Source organism: Bradyrhizobium huanghuaihaiense (genome assembly GCF_025200885.1).
GTDB lineage: Bacteria > Pseudomonadota > Alphaproteobacteria > Rhizobiales > Xanthobacteraceae > Bradyrhizobium > Bradyrhizobium huanghuaihaiense.
In genome coordinates, this window is the sequence record NZ_CP104172.1 from 6,461,325 (window position 1) to 6,481,582 (window position 20,258).

General features: G+C 65.3%; 21 protein-coding genes. 11 read left to right on the forward strand and 10 right to left on the reverse strand.

The features are described 5' to 3' along the window. The first annotated feature begins 19 nt into the window (after positions 1 to 19). Complete coding sequence (locus tag N2603_RS30585) at positions 20 to 925, forward strand: LysR family transcriptional regulator (RefSeq protein ID WP_260385054.1); 906 nt, start codon at positions 20 to 22, stop codon at positions 923 to 925. Here N2603_RS30585 and N2603_RS30590 read toward each other — a convergent pair. Together N2603_RS30590 and N2603_RS30595 are read right to left on the reverse strand one after the other, a co-directional pair. Beyond that, a complete protein-coding gene (locus N2603_RS30590) occupies positions 879 to 1,640 on the reverse strand; it encodes a hypothetical protein (RefSeq protein ID WP_260385055.1) in 762 nt (253 codons plus the stop codon). The two genes, N2603_RS30585 and N2603_RS30590, sit on opposite strands and share 47 nt — an antisense overlap. A 15-nt stretch (positions 1,641 to 1,655) precedes the next feature. After that, positions 1,656 to 1,844 carry a hypothetical protein gene (locus tag N2603_RS30595; RefSeq protein WP_018647854.1) on the reverse strand — a complete coding sequence of 63 codons (189 nt, stop codon included), beginning with the start codon at positions 1,842 to 1,844 and terminating at the stop codon, positions 1,656 to 1,658. Between the two features lie 254 nt (positions 1,845 to 2,098). On the opposite strand from N2603_RS30595, the gene N2603_RS30600 reads away from it, so the two are divergent. After that, on the forward strand, positions 2,099 to 3,076 hold the full coding sequence (locus tag N2603_RS30600; protein WP_260385056.1) for a DUF2336 domain-containing protein: 978 nt from the start codon (positions 2,099 to 2,101) through the stop codon (positions 3,074 to 3,076). Positions 3,077 to 3,232: 156 nt separating this feature from the next. Here N2603_RS30600 and N2603_RS30605 read toward each other — a convergent pair whose 3' ends face one another. The 3 genes from N2603_RS30605 to N2603_RS30615 are packed head-to-tail and all read right to left on the reverse strand — an operon-like array spanning position 3,233 to position 6,207. Continuing rightward, positions 3,233 to 3,577 carry a DUF1491 family protein gene (locus tag N2603_RS30605; protein WP_260385057.1) on the reverse strand — a complete coding sequence of 115 codons (345 nt, stop codon included), beginning with the start codon at positions 3,575 to 3,577 and terminating at the stop codon, positions 3,233 to 3,235. 58 nt (positions 3,578 to 3,635) lie between these two features. Next, complete coding sequence (locus N2603_RS30610) at positions 3,636 to 4,355, reverse strand: peptidoglycan-binding domain-containing protein (RefSeq protein WP_260385058.1); 720 nt, start codon at positions 4,353 to 4,355, stop codon at positions 3,636 to 3,638. Then, complete coding sequence (locus N2603_RS30615; protein ID WP_260385059.1) at positions 4,348 to 6,207, reverse strand: PAS domain-containing sensor histidine kinase; 1,860 nt, start codon at positions 6,205 to 6,207, stop codon at positions 4,348 to 4,350. The genes N2603_RS30610 and N2603_RS30615 overlap by 8 nt, the downstream gene beginning before the upstream one ends. 409 nt (positions 6,208 to 6,616) lie before the next feature. Here N2603_RS30615 and N2603_RS30620 point away from each other — a divergent pair, with 409 nt between their 5' ends. Together N2603_RS30620 and N2603_RS30625 are read left to right on the forward strand one after the other, a co-directional pair. After that, positions 6,617 to 7,060 carry a DUF5330 domain-containing protein gene (locus N2603_RS30620; RefSeq protein WP_018647859.1) on the forward strand — a complete coding sequence of 148 codons (444 nt, stop codon included), beginning with the start codon at positions 6,617 to 6,619 and terminating at the stop codon, positions 7,058 to 7,060. A 68-nt stretch (positions 7,061 to 7,128) separates the two neighbouring features. Then, entirely contained in the window at positions 7,129 to 7,557 is a 429-nt protein-coding gene (locus tag N2603_RS30625) for a SufE family protein (protein ID WP_260385060.1), read from the forward strand. A 152-nt stretch (positions 7,558 to 7,709) separates the two neighbouring features. On the opposite strand, the gene N2603_RS30630 is transcribed toward N2603_RS30625, so the two are convergent. Both N2603_RS30630 and N2603_RS30635 read right to left on the reverse strand, forming a co-directional pair. Further along, positions 7,710 to 8,126 carry a Ros/MucR family transcriptional regulator gene (locus N2603_RS30630; protein WP_260385061.1) on the reverse strand — a complete coding sequence of 139 codons (417 nt, stop codon included), beginning with the start codon at positions 8,124 to 8,126 and terminating at the stop codon, positions 7,710 to 7,712. A gap of 171 nt (positions 8,127 to 8,297) precedes the next feature. Then, positions 8,298 to 9,164, reverse strand: a complete 867-nt coding sequence (locus tag N2603_RS30635) for a DUF308 domain-containing protein (RefSeq protein WP_260385062.1) — start codon at positions 9,162 to 9,164, stop codon at positions 8,298 to 8,300. Between the two features lie 312 nt (positions 9,165 to 9,476). On the opposite strand from N2603_RS30635, the gene N2603_RS30640 reads away from it, so the two are divergent. After that, on the forward strand, positions 9,477 to 11,126 hold the full coding sequence (locus N2603_RS30640; protein WP_260385063.1) for a glycosyltransferase family 39 protein: 1,650 nt from the start codon (positions 9,477 to 9,479) through the stop codon (positions 11,124 to 11,126). A gap of 205 nt (positions 11,127 to 11,331) precedes the next feature. Further along, on the forward strand, positions 11,332 to 12,111 hold the full coding sequence (locus N2603_RS30645) for a class II aldolase/adducin family protein (protein WP_018647949.1): 780 nt from the start codon (positions 11,332 to 11,334) through the stop codon (positions 12,109 to 12,111). 317 nt (positions 12,112 to 12,428) lie between these two features. Here the strand turns inward: N2603_RS30645 and N2603_RS30650 are convergent, their stop codons facing one another. The 3 genes from N2603_RS30650 to N2603_RS30660 all read right to left on the reverse strand — a co-directional run bounded on the left by N2603_RS30650 (position 12,429) and on the right by N2603_RS30660 (position 17,099). Continuing rightward, the gene (locus N2603_RS30650) at positions 12,429 to 13,823 is read right to left on the reverse strand and encodes a M20/M25/M40 family metallo-hydrolase (protein WP_260385064.1); all 1,395 of its coding nucleotides are present in this window, start codon (positions 13,821 to 13,823) and stop codon (positions 12,429 to 12,431) included. Positions 13,824 to 13,847: 24 nt separating this feature from the next. Next, on the reverse strand, positions 13,848 to 15,188 hold the full coding sequence (locus N2603_RS30655; protein ID WP_260385065.1) for a glycosyltransferase family 87 protein: 1,341 nt from the start codon (positions 15,186 to 15,188) through the stop codon (positions 13,848 to 13,850). Positions 15,189 to 15,476: 288 nt separating this feature from the next. Beyond that, the gene (locus N2603_RS30660; protein WP_260385066.1) at positions 15,477 to 17,099 is read right to left on the reverse strand and encodes a DUF853 domain-containing protein; all 1,623 of its coding nucleotides are present in this window, start codon (positions 17,097 to 17,099) and stop codon (positions 15,477 to 15,479) included. A gap of 348 nt (positions 17,100 to 17,447) precedes the next feature. Between N2603_RS30660 and N2603_RS30665 the strand changes: the two genes are divergently transcribed. From N2603_RS30665 to folK, 5 genes are all read left to right on the forward strand, one after another. Beyond that, positions 17,448 to 17,813, forward strand: a complete 366-nt coding sequence (locus N2603_RS30665) for a hypothetical protein (RefSeq protein WP_018647953.1) — start codon at positions 17,448 to 17,450, stop codon at positions 17,811 to 17,813. 24 nt (positions 17,814 to 17,837) lie between these two features. Next, positions 17,838 to 18,245 (forward strand): DUF4332 domain-containing protein, encoded by a 408-nt coding sequence (locus N2603_RS30670; protein WP_260385067.1) that lies wholly within the window; start codon positions 17,838 to 17,840, stop codon positions 18,243 to 18,245. Positions 18,246 to 18,485: 240 nt separating this feature from the next. Then, positions 18,486 to 19,346 carry a dihydropteroate synthase gene (gene folP, locus N2603_RS30675; RefSeq protein WP_260385068.1) on the forward strand — a complete coding sequence of 287 codons (861 nt, stop codon included), beginning with the start codon at positions 18,486 to 18,488 and terminating at the stop codon, positions 19,344 to 19,346. After that, positions 19,343 to 19,711 carry a dihydroneopterin aldolase gene (gene folB / locus N2603_RS30680; protein WP_018647956.1) on the forward strand — a complete coding sequence of 123 codons (369 nt, stop codon included), beginning with the start codon at positions 19,343 to 19,345 and terminating at the stop codon, positions 19,709 to 19,711. Before folP ends, folB begins: the two co-directional genes overlap by 4 nt. After that, positions 19,711 to 20,202 carry a 2-amino-4-hydroxy-6-hydroxymethyldihydropteridine diphosphokinase gene (folK, locus tag N2603_RS30685; protein WP_260385069.1) on the forward strand — a complete coding sequence of 164 codons (492 nt, stop codon included), beginning with the start codon at positions 19,711 to 19,713 and terminating at the stop codon, positions 20,200 to 20,202. Before folB ends, folK begins: the two co-directional genes overlap by 1 nt. The last annotated feature ends 56 nt before the right edge of the window (positions 20,203 to 20,258 follow it).

Here is a 20,258-nt window from a genome sequence, read left to right on the forward strand (position 1 = left end):
CTATCTCTAGGCCTATCCTATGGACATCCGCGAGCTTCGCTACTTCGCCGCCGTCTACCGCGAGCGCAATCTGACCGCGGCGGCGCGCGCCTGCTTCGTGTCGCAGCCGTCGATCTCGACCGCGATCACCCATCTGGAGGCCGAGCTCGGCACCGCCCTGTTCATCCGGCACAAGAAGGGCGTTGCGCCCACGGCCTCGGCCGAGCAGTTTCACACCATCGCCCGCCGCATCATCGACGAGGCCGATGCCGCGCGCAGCCTGTTCAAAAAGCCGAACACGAAGACCACGGTGACCTTGGGCCTGATGCGCACGCTCGACGTGCCGCGGACGATCGCGCTCCTGAAGCCGCTGACGGCGCGCAGCGACATCGCGCTCCGCCTCGTCGGCAGCGACGAGCGCGCCGACGCGCGGATCATCGCAAAGACCATGCTGCGCGATGACGAGCATTTCGTCGCGCTGTGGAGCGAGCGCTATGTCGCGGCGCTGCCGCCGTCGCATCCGCTGACGCTGAAGGAGAAGCTCCGCGCTGCCGATCTCGCCGACGTCCCGCTGATCGACCGCTGCCATTGCGAGCAGAGCGCATTTTTCGGCCGCAATGCGCAGCGGCGCCAGACCGCGGCGATCGCGCAATCGGAGGACTGGGCGATGGCGCTGGTCGCCGCCGGCGTCGGCATCGCCATCGTCCCGGAAGGCGTGGCGAAGGGCAATCCTGATGTCGCGATCAGAGAGATCGAGGTCAAGGTCAAACGCGAGGTGGGGCTGGCCTATCGCGCATCAGCGCCGCTCGCGGATGCGCTGAAGGATTTTGTCGGGAAGCTTCAGAAACAGCGGCGAATGCCAGAGCCGACCGGACAACGGCCCGGCGCGCGCAAACGACTCAGCCCTTCGAGACGACCGCGCGGCCGTAAGGCGGCTGGCTCATGACCGGCGGGTTGGCGGTCTGGGCGGCGAGCTCGCCGATCAGGCGGTCGGCGTCGGCGGCCATGCCGTCGGGCGCCTGAATCACCAGGCGCTCCAGCGCCCAACGATACGACGAGACGCGCTGCTCCAGGCACTGCTGCACCCACTGCACGATCAGCGAGTTCTCCTGCATGCGCGCGACCGCATCGTCCCTCTCCCGCGGCGAGAGCGCGGAGACGCGCGCCATGGTGGCGTCGCGCTTCCTGTCGAGATCGATGACGCGGATCGCGCTGGCGAAGAACGGCTCGAAGCGGGTGATGTCGTTGCGGACGTCCTCAATCAGCTGCGCATAGCGCGAGGAATGCGAGCGGTGCGGCTCGTCGATCAGCGTGCGGCCGTACATGGTGCGGTCGAACACGATCTTCTGGCGCCAGGGCGATGGCAGCGGCTTGTAGTCGCCGAACACGCTCTTCCAGGCCGGGCGCGACAGCGGCGGCTCGATCATGGGATAGGCGAGGTCGCGAAGCTGGCGTTCCTCGTCGGTGAGCTGGAATTGCGAAGCCTGCAGGCCGACGCTGCCGGTGGCCTCGGCGCCCAGCCAGCGATGCATGTCGTCGCTGCGCATGTCGGCGCGGGTGCGGCCGAAATCGCCGCCGCTGCAGGCGCCCAACGTCGCGCCGAGCAGCGCGAGCAGGACGGCCGATACGAAAGGCCGGATATGGCGGATGAGGTCCGGCATTGCAAAAAGCCGGACCTAGCGACGGCGACGACGGCGCCCCGGCGCTGTGCCCTGCTCCGGTCCGCGATCGCCGCTGGTTTCGTCGCTCTCGCGCTCGATGCGGATCACCGGGAGAATCAGAATCGTTCCCATGTCCGCGTGCGGTGTGACGTCCCCCGACGAGCCTACCCGGCGACCGGCCGGAAATTCGATGATGGTCCCCATGTCAGCTCTCTCAATTGCCGCGCGATCAAATACGCCCCTGCAACATGGCGATCATTAAGATCAGCTCATGGTTAACGGGGTGTAAACATGCCCTTTGGACCGTAACTGCACGGACCAGCCCCGCCGTCCCGTTGCGGCACGAGAAGGCCTCAAATTTAAGGGTCGGCTTCACGCCTCGTTTTCCTTAACGAGCCTTTAAAGGAACCTGCGCTAGGCTCGCCCCAAGTATCTTCTCCGAGTTGCGTACGCCTCCCATGACCAAGTCGCTGTTTCCCGGATTCGACGGGCTGATGAGCCTCTCCCGTCGCGAAGGCGTCGATGTTCGGCCGACGCTGCTGCGCGTGCTGACCGACCTCTATGTCCAGACGCGCGTCCACAGCGATGACGAGCAGCGCCAGTTCATTGAGCTTGCGACGCGGCTGATCGACCAGGTCGACGACGCGACGCGCGCGGCTATCAAGGCCAAGCTCGCGGTCTATCCGCAGACGCCGGTCCCGGTGCTGCAGAAGCTCGGGCTGGTCGCGGCCCAGGAAGGCCGCAGGATTCCGCTGGCACGCGAAATCCCCGCGCCCGCGCCGGCCTCCTCCCCGGTGCGCGCGCCGACCGAGGCCGAGCAGCACATGGCGGCGAACATGGCGATGCAGCCGAAGGACGCCGCCGAGATCCACGACATGTTCTTCCGCGCCTCCGCCTCCGAGCGCGCGCTGATCCTGCACAATCTGGCGCAGACGCCGCTGAAGGCCGCGCCGCGGATTCCCACCGTGCGCGCCAAGCGCGCGTTCCAGATCCTGGAGATGGCGGCGATCGCGGGCGACGTCGAGAGTTTCACCCTCGAGCTCGGCGACAGCCTGATCCTGCCCTCGCGCGTCGCCGCGCAGATCGTCGACGATACCGGCGGCGAAGCACTCGCGGTCGCCGCGCGCGCGCTCGACATGCCGAGCCCGAACTTCCAGCGCATTCTCTTGTTCTTCAAGCCGGAGATCGGCAATTCCGTGAACGAGGTGTACCGGCTGTCGCGGCTCTACGACCGCCTCGACGACCGCTCGGCACTGGTCATGCTGGCAGCCTGGCGCGGCTCGACGCTCGCGGTGACGCGGGCAAAGTACCAGTCATCGCTGCATGACGGCGAACGCCAGCGCGCCCGCGCCGGCGCCAGCCAGACGCGGCCGGGCGTGCAGCCGGGCTCCAGCCCAACGGTGCGCACCGGCACCGGCGGGTCGTCGGAGCGCTGAATTTCTCGCGCTTGACCCTGTGGGCAGTGACGCTGCGAGTTAGGCATGCAGCCCGCCCCGGACTCGTCATTGCGAGCGCAGCGAAGCAATCCAGAGTCCCTCCGCGGAGACAGTCTGGATTGCTTCGCTGCGCTCGCAATGACGGTGAGGCAGCAGTTACGTCTTCCCCAGTTCCAGAAAATGCCGCCCCGCGCGGTCTTCGGTCTCGACGATCCACGCATCCGGATCGAAGCGAAGCTCCTTGGTCAGGCGCTCCTCGATCGTGTGCTCCGGCAGAGGCTGCGGCGCCACCGGCACGAAGAAGCGATCGACGGGACGACCGTCGTCGTAAACCGTCTGCGGCGCCGGCACGTAGAGCATCGCATTGCCGTCGAGCAGCGACACTTTCACGAACACCGCGCCCGCCTCCTCGGCGCCGCGGCGGCGCACCGCGCCGAACACGCCCTCGGTCTGGCAGCGACGCAAGTAGGCCGCGACCCATATGTTGGATTTCAAACGCATGGAAAGGACGATAGGCCAGGGCCGCCATCAGCACCAGCCTTGCAAGCAAGCCTGACGATTATTCGACGGGATGGCCGATCGCGGCGGCGAGCTCGCGCAGCAGGCGGTCGGAGACCTGGCCGGTGACGGGCATCTTGTGCTCGCGCTCGAACTTCTGGATCGCGGACTGGGTTTCGCCGCCCATCGTGCCGGTGATCTTCAGATTGCCATAGCCGTATTCGGACAGCGCGCGCTGCACGCCGGCGATGCGCCGCGCGGCCGGGCTCTGCATCGGAATCGGCGCCGGCGGACGGATCGCGGACGGCGCCGTCGAGGTCGTCGCCTTGACCAGATTGGTCATGGGATCGTTGCCCGCGCGCGGCGTCGATGCGGTCGCCTCGACCGGTTTCTCCACCGGCTTCTCGGCGACGCGCTCGGCCGGCTTGGGCTCGACGCGAAACTCGGTGGCCTTAGGTTCGAGCGGCGAGGTGTCGGCGCCGACCGGGCGCGGACGCGGCATGGGATTCGACAGCGGCACCGAGGACGGCGCAGGAAGATTGATCACGGTGCCGAACATCGGCGCAGGATGCCGGCCGGTCTGCAGGAACAGCGCATTGGCGACGATCGCACCGATCGCGGCAACGGCAACGAGGCCGGCCAGCGTGTCCTTCGGACTGTGCAGCAGCACGCGCATCACGAGGTTGCGCTCGGTCTCGACATCGATGACCGCAGCCTTGGCCCCACCCTTGGCACCACGGCGGCGCGGAGCAGCTTCGTCCTTGGCAGACTTCTTAGGCACTTTTCTTCACCGGAGCGGGTTGGTCGTGACGTTGATCGTTGAGTTCTTCTTCTTTCTGAAGTTCTTGGCGCGGCACCGGCGTCAAGGTCGTGACCTTGCTCTCGACCGGTTTGGCTTGCGGCGGTGTATAGACGAGCGGCAGCTTGACGGTGACGGCGGTGCCCTCACCTAACCGGCTTTGTACCGTCAATTCGCCGAGATGCAATGCCACAAGACTCTTGACGATGGACAATCCAAGTCCCGTACCTTCGTGACGGCGCTGATAGGTCTTGCCGGCCTGGAAGAACGGCGCGCCGATGCGCTTGAGATCGTCGGGCGCGATGCCGACGCCGGTGTCGCTGATGCGCAGCGTGAGCTGCGATCCGGTCACCGCTGCTGATACGGAGACCTGACCGCCGCGTTCGGTGAACTTGACGGCGTTGGCGACGAGGTTGAGCACGATCTGCTTGAAGGCCCTGGGATCGCCGGTCATGACCGGCAGGTCCTGCGGCGCGTCGGTGACGAGGTCGACGCCGTTCTCGCGCGCCTTCAGCGCCAGCAGGTTGCAGCAATGCAGCAGCGAGGCGCGCGGCGCGAACGGCTCCGATGCGATCTCGAAATTGCCCGATTCCATCTTCGACATGTCGAGGATGCCGTTGACGACCGAGAGCAGATGCTGGCCGGAATCGTTGATGAGCTGGGCATATTCCTTGCGCTGGGCCGCACCCAGCATCAGGGTCTGCTCCTGCGCGATCATCTCCGAGAAGCCGATGATGGCGTTGAGCGGCGTGCGCAGCTCATGGCTCATGGTGGCGAGGAAGCGCGTCTTGGCGGCATCGGCGGCTTCCGCAGCGCTGCGGGCCTGATCGAGCGCCTGCTCGGAATGCTTGCGATCGGTGACGTCGCGCATCACGGCGACGACCTCGGCCTCACGCGCGGGATCGCGGTCCCGATCCTGGTCGAGCGGCCGGCAGCGCATCTCGACCCAGATGAAATCAACCTGGCCTCGCTCCGAACCGGCAGGCTCGCGCCGCACCCGGAACTCGACGCTGCGCACGTCGCCGCGCGCGGCATCCGACAACGCGGTGAGATAGGCCGGACGGTCGGCGACATGGACGCGGTCGAACAGGCCGTGACCGTGCAGCTGCGTCACTGATAGGCCGAGCATGGCCTCGGCGGCCGGCGAGATGAACTGCACCGCGCCGTTGCGCTGGTGCCGCGAGATGACGTCGCTCATGTTGCGCGCGAGCAGGCGATAGCGCTCCTCCTCGCGCGACAGCAGCGCGACACTGGTGCGCGCAAGCGATTCCGCGCCGAAGGCAAGGCCCGCAGCATAAAGAGTGGCCGAGGCAACGCCGAAGGCCATCAGCACGCCGCGCTGCGCAGCGCTCGGCTCCTCCACCGGCAACCAGCCGAGCTGGCTGACGAGGATCAGCATCCCCGCGCAGGACAGCGCGAGCAGCGAGGCGAAGGCCGCGACGCGGCGCGAGGCCGACAGCGCAGCTTCGAGGGGAACCACGACCAGCCAGACCGCCGCGAACGAATCGATTCCGCCGGTGGTGACCGCGACCGCCATGATCAGGCCGGAGAGCGCCAGCGACGACAGCACGTGCGCGCCCTCGTAGCGGCCGGTCCGCGACAGGAACCAGGACAGCATGATCGGCGCGATCAGCCAGGCAAAGGCCGCGACCTCGACTGCGCTCGGCGCGCCACGCATGGCAAGATAAACAGGGAATGCGGCAAACGCTGCCAGGCTGCCCAGCAGCCGCGGCGCCATGAAGGCACGATGGCGCGCTCGCGTCAGCGCATCGTAACGCGCGGAGGGATGCAGCAGCGCATCGAGACAATCGCGGATGATACTCAAAACTGTCACGGGTCTCGCGCTTCGGCTCAATCGTCTTGAGAAGACGCGCCGGAACGCCTCCTTGTCGTTGAGCCAACCTGTCAGAGCGACCTTAAACGAGTGCTAAGGCGGCAACGCGTGCAGCCGGACACCGTGTCATCGCGGAGCTTTTTAGACGATTTGACGACGTCTTCGGTGAGGATGGTGAACACAGGGTTTCACCATCCGCCGCATGGTTTCGAAATGGTGGACGCGCGGCCCCGGAAGGTCACGGGCCGCAGCATCAATGGAAAATTTACGAGACCGGGGCCGTGCGAAGATTTTTGCGTCAATTTTCCGCGAATTAAGCTCAAGGCAATCACTTGCGATTTATCGAGAGTTGCTAGGTCGCAAGCCCGCGGAGATCGCCGCGGCGGGATCTAAAGTACAGGTCGACAAGATGCGCTTTCTGCTCCGCATCACATTCTGGCTCGGGCTGGTGCTGGTGCTCCTGCCCAGGGACAAGACACCCGAATCGGAGAAGCTGCCGCAGATCGGCGCCGCCGATGCGGTCTCGGCTGCGACCGCGGCCGTCTCCGACATGACCCAGTTCTGCAAGCGCCAGCCGGCGGCCTGCGAGGTCGGCGGCCAGGCCGCGACCATCATCGGCCAGCGCGCCCAGGACGGCGCGAAGAAAATCTACCAGATCATCAACGACAAGAAGGAGCAGATCACCAACGACAAGAACGACGGCCCCAAGAACGACCATAAGAAGGCACCCGACCATACCGGCTCGATCGCGATGGCCGGCGAAGGCGACGCGGCCGCCAGCGAGGCGCCGCGCGACACCCTGACCCAGGACGACCTTGCGCTGGAATGGCGCGGCCCTCAGGCAGCGAATTAGGGCCCAAACCCTATCGATTTCACGGCTTCGCGTCCCTATATTGGCCTTAACCGGAACCGTGGGCCAATATGACGACGATCGACGAAATCAGGGACAATTTCGAGATTCTGGACGAGTGGGACGACCGCTACCGGTATGTCATCGAGCTCGGCCGCACCCTGGAACCGCTGCCGGAGGCGGAGCACTCCGCCGAGAACAAGGTGCAGGGCTGCGTCAGCCAGGTCTGGCTGCAGAAGCTGGTCGACCGCAGCAATGGCGCGCCGATCCTGAAATATCGCGGCGACAGCGACGCCCATATCGTGCGCGGGCTGGTCGCGATCGTGCTCGCTCTCTATTCCGGCCGCACGCCGCAGGAAATCCTCGCGACCGACGCGATCGCCGTGTTCAACGAGTTCGGCTTCCGCGATCATCTGACGCCGCAGCGCTCCAACGGCCTGCGCTCGATGGTCGAGCGCATCAAAACGGATGCGAAAGAGGCGCTCGCGGAAGCGTCCTAGACAGCCATCGTGAGGAGCGCACGTCTGGTGCCGTGACGGCAGACCCGTAGGGTGGGCAAAGCGGAGCGTGCCCACCATTTGCGTGTGATTGGTGAGAATTCGTGGGCACGGCGCAAGAGCGCCTTTGCCCACCTACGGGATCTCGACCTGAACTACTTCCGCTTCCGCTGCTGCTGCCCGAGGCCCATCTGCTTGGCAAGCTGCGAGCGCGCCACTGCGTAGTTCGGCGCGACCATGGGATAGTCGGCCGGCAGGCCCCATTTCTCGCGATACTGCTCCGGCGTCATGTTGTACTGCGTGCGCAGATGGCGCTTCAGCGACTTGAAGCGCTTGCCGTCTTCCAGGCAGACGAGATAATCGGGCGCGATCGACTTCTTCAGCGACACAGCAGGCTTTGCCGGCTCGAGCGGCGCCGCCTCGGTGCGGCCCGTCGAGACCCGCACCAGGGCGCCGTGCACCTGGCTGATCAGGTTCGGAATCTCGGCGGCCGGCGTCGGATTGTTGCCGAGATAGGCCGACACGATGCTCGCCGTCAGCTCGATGAAATTCTTAGTCCCGGCATCCGACATGGGCTTGCCCCTTCCCTGTTGCGCCGCGCGGGATTGACGACGCCAAAGTATTCCGTGTCAACAATACGTTCGGCGAAAATACGACAACTGGCGAATATGAGCTGACGACTGGCGACGTGACAAGAACGGTCGCGCTTTACTTGCGTAGCCCGGACTTGCGTACCTCAGATCTCAGGACCGCTGATCGAGATGCGCGCGCAACTCGTCGATCGAGGCAAAGCGCATCATGCCTTCCGGCATTTGTGCCTCGATCGAGCCGTCGGAAAAGAGCGAATAGGCCATACCGTCGACGATACCGGATTTGAGCACCGTCACGGGCGGCTGTTCGGCCGCCGGCTCCGGCTCGGGTGCAGGCGGCGGCGGGGGAGCCTCGGTGAAGGTCGAGGGCGAGCGCGGTGGCGGGGGCGGACGGCGTGCGGAAGCCGGCGGTTCCGGCGGGCGCATGCGATCCGGCTTCGGCCAGGCATCGTCGAAGCTCGCAGGCGGGGTGTCCGGCGCGGCAGGTGCTGCGGGCTCTGCAGTCGGCGGCGCGCCCTCGACGGCCTTGGCCTCCGCGCGCTCGCGCTCCTTGCGTGAGGTCGAGGCGAACATCAGGTTGCGACGGCGCGGCGGTTCCGGCGCCGCAGGAGGCGTCGGTGCGACCGGCTCCGGCGGCGGCTCGGCGCGCGGACGCTCCCGCGCCGGCGCTTCGCCCAGCCATGGCGGCGCCGTTGCCGGCGATGGCGGAGGCGTCGGCTCGGCCCGCATGGCCGGAGCAGGCATCGGCTCGGACGCAGCCGCGCCCGGCACCGCGAGGCCCGGCAGCACGGGCCTGACCCGAACCTCGGACGGTGCGCCGGCGAGCCGCCGGGCGATGCCCTTCAGCTCCAGCAGCACCAGGTGCAGGCCGGCCAGTAACATCCCGGAGCAGACGCCGATCGTGCCGGAGATTATGAGAGTGCTGCCGAGGCTGAATTCCCTCACGGTGAAGCCAAACAGGATCGCAAGGAGGCCCGCCACCACGGCGACAATCCCCACGATCAACATTGCCAAGCTCATCGAACTCATCCCCGGCCGCGCATCCACACGCGACACCCGTCACGCCACGATACCGTCATACGGCGTTCCACGCCAACCGTGAATTGTGGTCGGCGTTCCTAAAGAGAAGGAAATCAGGGACTTATTCACATTCCCTTCAGCTACGGCTCGCTACTGTTGGGAAGCTCCCGGTTGCAAGGATTTGCTGCGTCGCATCAGGAATTTAGCCATAATGCCCAATTACTTGGTAATGGAACTGCGCTATAGGGAGACCGGGGAAGTGGCCCGCGCGCACCAGCTGGGCCAAGAGGGGATTCCGGGTCACCAATAGCCATGACATCCATCACGACTTCGGCGATCGACACGCCTCTGCGGCGCTCGGTCGAACGGACTTGCGACGATCTCGCCATGCTGGTGCTGGCCGCGGTCGCCGTGATTGCAGGCTTGACCTTCCGCGACTACGGGCTCGGCTGGGACGATTACACCCACGCTGAATATGCCGACCTGTTGCTGCGCATGTTCGGGTCCGGCTTCAAGGACACTGCGGCGCTCTCCTTCGCCAATCTCTACATGTATGGCGGCGGCTTCGACATGGTCGCGGCTCTCCTGCACAAGGTGCTCCCGCTCGAGCTGTTCGAGACGCGCCGCCTGGTCGGAGCGATCGTCGGGGTGGTCGGACTTGCGGTGACCTGGCGGCTCGGCCGCCGCGTCGGCGGCCCACTCGCGGGTCTTGCATCGCTCCTGCTGCTCGCGCTGTGCCCGATCTTCTACGGCCACATGTTCATGAACCCGAAGGATGCGCCCTTCGCGGTGGCCATGATCATCCTGATGCTGGGCCTGGTCCGGCTCGCCGAGGAATATCCGCAGCCTTCGCCGCGCACGATCCTCATCGTCGGCTTAGGAGCCGGTCTTTCGCTCGGCTGCCGCGTTCTCGGCGGGCTCGCACTGGTCTACGCCATCCTCGGTTTCATCCCGCTGTTCCTGGAGGAACTGCGCACCGAGGGCCTGCGCGAATCGGTCCGCCGCTTCGCCCATGTCGTCTATGTGCTGCTGCCCGGTCTCGTGGTCGGCTATCTCGTGATGGGCCTGATCTGGCCGTGGTCGATCATGGAGCCCGGCAATCCGTTCGAGGCGCTGACCTACTTCTCGCACTTCTTCGAGAAGCCGTGGAAGGAGATGTTCGACGGCGCGATCGTGTCCGTGCCCGACATGCCCTGGTCCTACCTGCCGACGCTGTTCGCGCTGCAGCTGCCAGAGGTGATGCTGGTGCTGATGGGCGGCGCCGTGGTCAGCACCTTCGCGCTGCTGCCGCGCGGCGACGTTCCGGCCCGCCGCAAGACCATTCTCCTGATGCTGACGCTGGCTGCGACCCTGCCGCTCGCGATCGCGATGGTGAAGCGTCCCGCGCTCTACAACGGCATCCGCCATTTCGTCTTCGTGATCCCGCCGATGGCGGTGCTGGGCGGCGTCGCCTTCGCCTGGAGCATGGAGCGCCTGCGCGCCAACCACCGCACCTGGCAGCCGGTCGTCCTCGCGACCTTCTGCTTCGGCCTCGCGCTCTCGCTCGCCGAGATGATCCGGCTGCACCCCTACCAGTACACCCACTTCAACCATATCGCCGGCACCGTGCGCGCCGCAGACGATCGCTTCATGCTGGACTATTGGGGCCTCGCGCTGAAGCAGGCCTCGGACGAGCTGCGCGAGCAGCTGGTCGAGCGCCAGGAAGTTCCGCCCGTCAATCGCAAATGGAAGGTCGCCGTGTGCGGTCCGCAGCGTCCGGCGCAGGTCGCGCTCGGGCCCGACTTCACCATCGGCTGGGATTCCAATGCGGCCGATTTCGCCATGACGCTCGGCGAGTTCTACTGCAAGGGCCTCACCGCGCCGGTCATGGTCGAGATCAAGCGCGACGACGTGGTGTTCGCCCGCGTCTACGACATCCGCGGCCGCAGCATTTCCAGCCTGCTCTCGATCCCCGCGCCGTAAGATTCCTCTCCTGCAGTTCCGAATTCCGGGACAGTCCCGTAGCCCGGATGAGCGAAGCGACATCCGGGACCTTTCGCGCGGTCCCCCGCATATCGCTTTCGCTCATGCGGGCTACGCTTGGCTGCTGCGATTTGACCGCCTTGCTGCCAGCCTCACCCAAGTCTAGGCTCTCGCTCCGCAACAACGAGGTTCGGAGAGAATTGCCATGTCACCAGCAGAAGCCCGCCTGAGGGAAATGCCCTCCAACATGACGGAGGCCGAGTGGCAGCAACGGGTCAACCTCGCCGCCTGCTATCGCCTCGTCGCGCTGTACGGCTGGGACGATCTGGTCGATACCCACATCTCCGCGCGCGTTCCCGGTCCCGACCACCACTTCCTCATCAACCCCTACGGGCTGATGTTCGAGGAGATCACGGCCTCGAGCCTCGTCAAGGTCGATTTGCACGGCAACCAGCTCTCCGAGAGCGAGTACAGCATCAATCCGGCCGGCTTCACCATCCATTCGGCGATCCACGAGGTACGCGAGGACGCGATCTGCGTGCTGCATCTCCACACCCTCGACGGCACCGCGGTGTCGAGCAGCGCGGAAGGCCTGCTGCCGCTGAACCAGACCGCGCAGCTCGTCACCCACGACCTCGCCTATCACGACTATGAAGGCATCGCGCTTGATCACGAGGAGCGGCCGCGGCTGCAGAAGGACCTCGGCGACCACAATCACATGCTCCTGCGCAACCACGGCACGCTGACCGTCGGCCGCTCGGTCGCCTCCGCCTTCGAGCGCATGTATCACCTCGAGCGCGCCTGCTCGATGCAGGTGCGCACGCGCGCGCTGGGCACGCCGGTGTATCCGGTCGAGGAGATCGCGATCGAGAAGAACACCGAGCTGCTCGCGAACCGCGACCGCGCCGAGCTGCGCGCCAACAACCTCGTGTGGCCGCCGCTGCTGCGCAAGCTCGACCGCGTCAATCCCGGCTACCGGTCTTGAGATTTTCCGGATTTGGTGTAGGGTAGCGCTCAACGAACCTCTACGCCTTTTGGAATGAAACGCCGCCCAATTCCGGGCGGCGTTTTTATTTTTGGCCGGCCGCCTGCCCCGTCATTGCGAGCGCAGCGAAGCAATCCAGACTGTCTCCGCGGAGGGATTTCTGGATTGCTTCGCTTTCGCTCGCAATGACGAGGAGAGGTCTCGTAGGGTGGGCAAAGGCGCGCAGCGCCGTGCCCACGATCTTGCAGCTCATTTGGGAAGTGGTGGGCACGCTGCGCTTTGCCCACCCTACGGCACTGGTGCCTACGGCACCGTGCTTACTTCACCTCCGCCAGCGCTGCGAGAATCCGGGCCCAGGAGCGGATGCCCTTCTGGAAGCTGCGGAGGTCGTACTTCTCGTTCGGCGAATGGATGTTGTCGTCGTCGAGGCCGAAGCCGACCAGCAGCGAGTCGAGGCCAAGCGTACGCTTGAAGTCGGCGACGATCGGGATCGAGGCGCCGGAGCCCATCAGCACGGTCTCCTTGCCCCATTCCTCCGCCAGCGCCTTGCTGGCGGCTGCGAGCGGCTTCATGTTCCAGTCGAGCGCGACCGCGGGCGCGGCGGAGTGGTCGCCGAACTCGACCTTGCAGTCGCCGGGAAGGCGCGCCGTCACATAGTCGCGGAAGGCCTTGCGGATCTTTGCGGGATCCTGCCCTTCGACCAGGCGGAACGAGACCTTGGCGGAAGCATGCGAGGGGATCACCGTCTTGGAGCCCTCGCCGATGTAGCCGCCCCAGATGCCGTTGACGTCGCAGGTCGGACGCGAGGAGGCCTGCTCGATCAGCAACCGGCCCTTCTCGCCGGCCGGGATCGACAGGCCGATCGGCTTCAAGAACATCTCCGGCGTCAGGTTGAGCTTCTTCCACTGCTCCAGGATATCGGGCGGCAGATCCTTCACCCCGTCATAGAAGCCGGGAATGGTGATGCGGTTGTCGTCGTCGAACAGGCCGCCGAGAATCTTGGTGAGCACCCGGATCGGATTCATCGCGCTGCCGCCGAACACGCCGGAATGCAGATCGCGGTTGGCGGCGGTGATCTTCAGCTCTTCGTAGAGCAGGCCGCGCAGCGAGGTCGTGATCGCGGGCGTGTTGCGGTCCCACATGCCGGTGTCGCAGACCAGCACGTAGTCGGCCTTGAACTCGTCCTTGTTGGCCTCGATGAAGGGCACGAAATTCTTCGAGCCGACCTCCTCCTCGCCTTCGATCAGGAAAGTGACGTCGATCGGCAGCGAGCCCGTCACCTTCTTCCAGGCGCGGCAGGCTTCGACGAAGGTCATGACCTGGCCCTTGTCGTCTTCGGCGCCGCGGGCGACGATGATCTTGCGGCCGTCGGCGTGGTCGGTGACCACGGGCTCGAACGGCGGACGGTTCCAGAGATTTTCCGGATCGACCGGCTGCACGTCGTAATGGCCGTAGAAGATCACATGCGGCCGTCCGCCCGCCTTGGTCTTGCCGACGATAGCGGGATGGCCGGCAGTGGGGCGCACTTCGGTGGCGACGTCGAGGCTGGCGATATCCTTGGCCAGATGCTCGGCCGCCGCCTTGCAATCGGCCGCAAAGGCCGGATCCGCGGAGATCGACTTGATCCGCAACAGCGAGAACAGACGCTCCAGGCTGTTGTCAAAATCCTTGTCGATGTGGTCGAGCACGGATTGAAGCTGCGCATTGGCCATTGTCGGATTCCTGACTATTGAGTCTCAAGACGGCTTCTCAAGATTGTTGGGTTTTAGCCCCGTCGCAGGCCCGGAGCCAGCGGCAACCGGCGGATGCCGCATGTGCCATGCGAGGCTCCCGGCAAGAATGGCCGTGGCGGCGAGGTTGTTGCCCCAGGCCTGGATGACATTGGGAAACCACGGCAGCGCCAGCAGCATGAGGGTGCCGGCCGCGCCCAGCGCGAGCCAGGTTCCCAGCCGCACATTCGCCCGCTCGTCGAAGGCGGCACGATGCATCAGCACCGTCATCGGGAAGAACAGCCACATGAAGTAGTATTGCCGCGCGAGCGGCGAGGCCACGGTCATCAGGCAGAACAGGATGCCGAGCTCCTCGGCATCCGAGCGCGCCGTTCGCCGTCGTCGCGGCGGCATGACCGCAACGAAGCCGAGCCCGAGCAGGACTGAGACAGCCAGCACGATCAAGTTCGCCGTTTTGTAATCAACGTCGATGACATTCATCGTGCGCGGCGGCTTGTTCGGATCCTCCTGATTATAGTTGATCGGGCGGACGAGGCGATGCGTCACGGCGATGAGGGACTGATTGACCCACGACCAGTTCTGCTCGTCGCGCTGGCCAAAGCCCCTTTCCGAGCTCGACCCGACCATGCCTTGATACCAGGTCTTGAGTTCGGCCGCGTTGCGCTCGAAACCGCGGATCGGGGCCGGCACGACATAGAGAAGGATGCCGGTGAAGGCGACCGTCGCGGCGACGGCGGCCCACTTCCTCCGCCACATCAGATAGGGCAGCACCGCGATCGGAAACACCTTGATGGCGGTGGCGAGCGCGAACATGAAGCCTGCGAGCCACGCTCGCTGATGCTGCAGGCTCCAGAAACCGTAGAGCATCATCGCCAGCAGCAGAAGGTTCGGCTGGCCGAGGTCGAACATGTCGAACACGAAGGTCACCGTAACGAAAGCCGGCAGTGCCTCGAGCCAAGGGCCAGCCGTGCGGCCCGAGCCGGTCATCGCATTGGACAATGTGCCGGTGTACCACCACGCCAGCACATTCAGGATCGACAGCACGATGTAGAGCGGGATCTTGCCGAACCAGCTCGGGATCGCGAGCAGGATGGCGGGAAGCGGCGGATAGATGAATTCAAAATACGAGTGGATGTCGGCGGGATAGAGCGGCCCGCCGTTCAGAACCTGCTGCCCGGCCCAGTACCACAGCCCGTAGTCCTTGGTCTTGCCGTGGCCGAAGATCTCCGGAACGAGAACGTCGGCGGTCAGAATGACACAGCAGAGGAGGAAAAGCAGGTCCAGCGGCGCACGCAGCGACAGGCGTCTCGGCGCATCAGGCTTGGGGAATGGGTCGGTCGAGGTCACATTATGTCCAGTCGGCAACAAATAGCACGTAGCAGACCGGCGCGGGCTTGGAGAGCCCCTCACTTGAAATTGTGCTGGTGGTGATGGGTCGTTTCCCCGCGGCCATCCTTCGAGACGCCCGCCTTTGGCGGGCTCCTCAGAATGAGGTCTCGTTTCGCGGCAAGATCTCAGACCCTCATGGTGAGGAGCCCGCGCAGCGGGCCCGGACGATGCTTCGCATCGCCGGGCGAACCATGCAGGCCGAAGTCAAGCCGACCGAACACGGATTGCCCCAAGAGGGCGCTCTGCCTATCTCCGCAGCAGCCCGCCGAGCGCACCGCGGACCAGGGTGCGGCCGATCGAGCCGCCGAGCTGGCCGGCGACCGACTTGCCGACATTGGCGGCCAGCCCGCCAATCACCTGGTTCGTCACCGATCGCGTCACATCGCGCGCAATGACCTGGCCGGTCGAGAGGCGGCCGCGCTTGACATTGGTACCGAAGATGGTGCCGACGATCGAGCCGATCTGGCCGAGGATGCCGCCACCGCTTTCGCCAGCCGGACCGTCGGCCGTGGCCGCGGTGCCGGCGATGCGCTTCTGAAGCATCTCGTAGGCGGATTCAGCATCGACGGCGGTGTCATATTTGCCCTTCACCGGGCTTGCATCCATGATCGCCTTGCGCTCCTCCGGCGTGATCGACCCGATCCGGGCCGATGGCGGCCGGATCATGACACGCTCGACCATGGTCGGCGTGCCGTTGCCTTCGAGGAAGGACACCAGCGCCTCGCCCTTGCCCAGCTCCGTGATGACCTTGGCGGTGTCGAGCTTCGGGTTGGGGCGGAAGGTCTGGGCCGCCGCCGCGACCGCCTTCTGGTCGCGCGGGGTGAAGGCGCGCAGCGCATGCTGCACGCGGTTACCGAGCTGGCCGAGCACGCGGTCCGGCACGTCGACCGGGTTCTGCGTTACGAAATAGACGCCGACGCCCTTGGAGCGGATCAGGCGCACCACCTGCTCGATCTTGTCCATCAGCGCCTTGGGCGCGTCGTTGAACAACAGATGCGCCTCGTCGAAGAAGAACACCAGCTTGGGCTTCGGCAGGTCGCCGGCCTCGGGCAGCTCCTCGAACAGCTCCGACAGCATCCACAGCAGGAATGTCGCGTAAAGCCGCGGGCTCTGCAGCAGCTTGTCGGCGACCAGGATGTTGACCATGCCGCGGCCGTCGCGATCGGTCTTCATGAAATCCTTCAGCGCCAGCGCCGGCTCGCCGAAGAACTTGGTGCCGCCCTGGTTCTCCAGCACCAGGAGCTGGCGCTGGATGGTGCCGACGGTGGCCTTGGTGACGTTGCCGAAGCCCTGCGCCTCCTTCTTGATGTCGGCAAGCGGGCTGTCCTCGGCATCCGCCCCCTTCTTCCCGCTATCGGGCACGATGGCATCGAGCAGCGCGCGCAGATCCTTCATGTCGATGAGGGTCAGCCCGTTGTCGTCGGCGACGCGGAAGGCGACGTTGAGCACGCCTTCCTGCACATCGTTGAGATCGAGCATGCGCGCGAGCAGCAGCGGCCCCATCTCGGTGACGGTCGCCCGCACCGGGTGGCCCTGCTCGCCGAACACGTCCCAGAACACCGTCGAGAACTGATCGGGCTGGAATTTCAGCCCCATCTCGGAGGCGCGCTTGACGATGAAGTCCTTAGGCACGCCGATCTCGGAGATGCCGGAGAGATCGCCCTTGATGTCGGCGGCGAAGACCGGGACACCGGCGCGCGCAAATCCTTCCGCCATGACCTGCAGCGATACCGTCTTGCCGGTTCCGGTTGCGCCGGTGACAAGGCCATGGCGATTGGCGAGCGCCAGCGTCAGCCATGCCTGCTCGTCTCCCTTGCCGACGAAGATCTTGTCGTCAGTGTCGCCGAGCTTGCTGTCCTGTGCCGTCATTATTCTCTCTGATCTCTCTGCCGTGTTTCGCGTATTGAAACCCAAATGCGCCAGTTCCGTAGTTTAACGCATGTTGCGCGCCGATTAAAACCGTTCAACACGGCCTGAGCATGCGACATTGTCGGAAACAAGCGCGCGACATCAGCCGAAAGTTGGAACGAGGCGTTCGCACCGCGGTAATTTCTTGCTGATTCCATCTCCGCTCTTGCATCGCTGCAACACTTTTCGCGCGTTCGGGAGTGAATCGGACGTTGGTCGCGTTCATCGCTTGTATTTCAGATCGCACCGGCTCAAGATCATTTTCGAAAACAATACTCCGGCATGTGAACCGGCTGAGGGGCAGGCCATATGGACGAGCTGATCGGACGGCTGGCGGCGAACGCCAGCATAGATAGTGCTGTGGCCGAAAAGACCGTCGGCATTATCCTGGGCTTTCTCCGCAACGAAGGCCCTTCCGAGAACGTCGAAGCCCTGATCAATCAGATTCCCGGAGCGGAAGCGGCGATCGAGGCGTCCAGAAGCGGCGGCGGACTGTCGCGGCTGATGGGCGGCGGCTTGATGGCTGTGGGCACGCGCCTGATGGGGCTGGGCCTCGGCATGTCCGAGATTCAGACCATTGCCCGTGAACTTTTCCGCTACGGCCGAGACAAAATCGGAGCGGATCAGATGGGCAAGATCATCGCGGGGACGCCGGGCCTCAGCCAGTTCGCCTGAGCGACGCTTTTCATATCGAGTATCATGACATATCCGATCTCCGAGATTGAGGGCCTGCCCTCCTTTGCCGCCAACAAGCTGAAGGCGCAGGGCATCCGCACCACCGCCGCGTTGCTCGACGCCGCCTCGACCGTGAAGGGCCGCAAGGCGCTGTCCGCCAAGACCGGCATCAGCGAGCAGCTGCTGCTGGAATGGGCCAACGTCTCCGACTACATGCGCATCCCCGGCATGGGCCGAGCCAAGGTCGGCCTGGTCCGCGCCGCCGGCGTCACCACCGTGCGCGAGCTCTCCTATCGAAATCCGGCGAGGCTCGCCCAGAGCATGCGCGAGGCCAACGAGAGGAAGAAGCTGGTCCGCATCCTGCCGTCGGAGAAGTCGGTCGGCGACATCATCGCCAAGGCCAAGAAGCTGCCGCCGAAGATCACGTATTAAGGTGGCGCTCTCCGCAGACGGATTCTCGCGCGACCTTCTCGGTGTCGTCCCGGCGAAGGCCGGGACCCATAACCACAGGGAGTGGTTTGGCGAAGACTAGTCGTTCGGTACTCCGACCCTTCCGCAATCGATAGATTCCGCGGTATGGGTCCCGGCCTTCGCCGGGACGACAGCGGGAGTGATGCGCGAGAATGCCACAACATCTTGACTCCCCCCTCCCGACAGCGCAATGCCACGCGCATGAATGCCTCGCGCTCCCCATCCGTCCCGCCGGCCGGCTCGGCCGGGCTTGATGCGCTGCGGACGCTCGTGGGCCGGCCGATCCCGGCGGTCATGGGCGTGCTCAATATCACGCCGGATTCGTTCTCCGACGGCGGCCAGTTCATCGCACCTGAGCAGGCGTTGAAGCGAGCGCGGGCGATGATCGAGGCTGGCGTCGACATCATCGACATCGGCGCCGAATCCACCCGGCCCTACACCGGCGCCAAGGCCGTGACGGCCGAGGACGAGCTTGCCCGGCTGAAACCGGTGCTGGCAGGCGTCGTCGCGCTCGGCGTGCCCGTGTCGATCGACAGCATGAAGGCGGAGGTGGTGAAATTCGCGCTCGACCAGGGCGCGGTGATCGCCAACGACGTCTGGGGCCTGCAACGCGACGCCGACATGGCGCCGCTGGTCGCCGCAAAAGGCGTCCCCGTCATCGTCATGCACAACCGCGACAGCGTCGATCCCGCCATCGACATCGTCGCGGAGATGAAAGCATTCTTCCTGCGCTCGCTGGATATCGCCGCGAAGGCCGGCATCGCGCGCGAGAGCATCGTGCTTGATCCCGGCATCGGCTTCGGCAAGACCGCCGAGCAGAGCATGATCGCGCTCGCCCGGCTGCGCGAACTCGACATATTCGGCCTGCCGATCCTCGTCGGTGCCTCGCGAAAGCGCTTCATCGCCTCGGTGTCGCCGTCGGAGCCATCGGAGCGCCTCGCCGGCTCGATCGCCGCGCACCTGATTGCCGCGCAGCGTGGCGCCAGGATCATCCGGACCCATGACGTCGCCGAGACCTTGCAGGCCCTGCGGGTGGCACACGCAATCGAGAGCAAGCAATGACCGATACGATCTTCGTGACCGGCCTGTCGATCCATGCGCGCCATGGCGTGATGGATCACGAAACCGAAGTCGGCCAGCGTTTCGTGATCGACCTCGAACTCTACACCGATCTGTCCGAGCCGGCGCGCACCGACCGGCTCGCCGACACGGTGTCCTACGCCGAAGTCGTGTCGACGACGACGGCGGCGTTCAAGAACACCAATTACAAGCTGCTGGAAGGCGCGGCCGGCGCGGTTGCGGATGCCATCCTGTCGCACTTCCCGCGCATCCGTGCGGTGAAGATCACGGTGCACAAGCCGCACGCGCCAATCGCGGCGATCTTCGACGACGTCGGCATCATGCTGACGCGCTCGCGGCATCCCTGATGGCAAGCGTGCTGATCGCACTCGGCGGCAATGTCGGCGATGTCCGCGCGACGTTCAAAAAGGCGATCGCGCACATCTGCGGCATGGCGCAGGCTGCGGTGATCGCGCGCTCTTCGGACTACACGACGCCGCCCTGGGGCGACGAGGACCAGGCCCCCTTCATCAATGCCTGCGTCGAGATCGAGACCAGCCTCGATCCACATGCGCTGCTGTTCGTGCTGCAAAAGGTCGAGCAGAAATTCGGCCGCACGCGGGACAAGGAGCAGCGCTGGGGCCCGCGCACGCTCGATCTCGACATGATCGCCTACGACGATGTGTCCTTGCAGAAGCCCGACCTGACGCTGCCGCATCCGCGCCTGTTCGAGCGCGCTTTCGTGCTGGTGCCGCTGGCCGAAATCGCGCCCGACCGCGTGATCTCGGGCATTCGTGTGCGTGACGGGCTCGCCAGCGTCTCGACGCAAGGCATTGAGCGGCTTCCGGATACCGGTTAACCAAAAACAACCGTTTGCAGGGACGGTCGGCCGTGGCAATTTCGCCTGCGAATAAC

Bases quoted from the DNA above. Each gene is read 5' to 3' on its own strand.
- N2603_RS30585 (WP_260385054.1), top strand. From the start codon at position 20: ATGGACATCCGCGAGCTTCGCTACTTCGCCGCCGTCTACCGCGAGCGC.
- N2603_RS30590 (WP_260385055.1), bottom strand. From the start codon at position 1,640: ATGCCGGACCTCATCCGCCATATCCGGCCTTTCGTATCGGCCGTCCTG.
- N2603_RS30595 (WP_018647854.1), bottom strand. From the start codon at position 1,844: ATGGGGACCATCATCGAATTTCCGGCCGGTCGCCGGGTAGGCTCGTCG.
- N2603_RS30600 (WP_260385056.1), top strand. From the start codon at position 2,099: ATGACCAAGTCGCTGTTTCCCGGATTCGACGGGCTGATGAGCCTCTCC.
- N2603_RS30605 (WP_260385057.1), bottom strand. From the start codon at position 3,577: ATGCGTTTGAAATCCAACATATGGGTCGCGGCCTACTTGCGTCGCTGC.
- N2603_RS30620 (WP_018647859.1), top strand. From the start codon at position 6,617: ATGCGCTTTCTGCTCCGCATCACATTCTGGCTCGGGCTGGTGCTGGTG.
- N2603_RS30625 (WP_260385060.1), top strand. From the start codon at position 7,129: ATGACGACGATCGACGAAATCAGGGACAATTTCGAGATTCTGGACGAG.
- N2603_RS30630 (WP_260385061.1), bottom strand. From the start codon at position 8,126: ATGTCGGATGCCGGGACTAAGAATTTCATCGAGCTGACGGCGAGCATC.
- N2603_RS30635 (WP_260385062.1), bottom strand. From the start codon at position 9,164: ATGAGCTTGGCAATGTTGATCGTGGGGATTGTCGCCGTGGTGGCGGGC.
- N2603_RS30640 (WP_260385063.1), top strand. From the start codon at position 9,477: ATGACATCCATCACGACTTCGGCGATCGACACGCCTCTGCGGCGCTCG.
- N2603_RS30645 (WP_018647949.1), top strand. From the start codon at position 11,332: ATGTCACCAGCAGAAGCCCGCCTGAGGGAAATGCCCTCCAACATGACG.
- N2603_RS30650 (WP_260385064.1), bottom strand. From the start codon at position 13,823: ATGGCCAATGCGCAGCTTCAATCCGTGCTCGACCACATCGACAAGGAT.
- N2603_RS30660 (WP_260385066.1), bottom strand. From the start codon at position 17,099: ATGACGGCACAGGACAGCAAGCTCGGCGACACTGACGACAAGATCTTC.
- N2603_RS30665 (WP_018647953.1), top strand. From the start codon at position 17,448: ATGGACGAGCTGATCGGACGGCTGGCGGCGAACGCCAGCATAGATAGT.
- N2603_RS30670 (WP_260385067.1), top strand. From the start codon at position 17,838: ATGACATATCCGATCTCCGAGATTGAGGGCCTGCCCTCCTTTGCCGCC.
- folP (WP_260385068.1), top strand. From the start codon at position 18,486: ATGAATGCCTCGCGCTCCCCATCCGTCCCGCCGGCCGGCTCGGCCGGG.
- folB (WP_018647956.1), top strand. From the start codon at position 19,343: ATGACCGATACGATCTTCGTGACCGGCCTGTCGATCCATGCGCGCCAT.
- folK (WP_260385069.1), top strand. From the start codon at position 19,711: ATGGCAAGCGTGCTGATCGCACTCGGCGGCAATGTCGGCGATGTCCGC.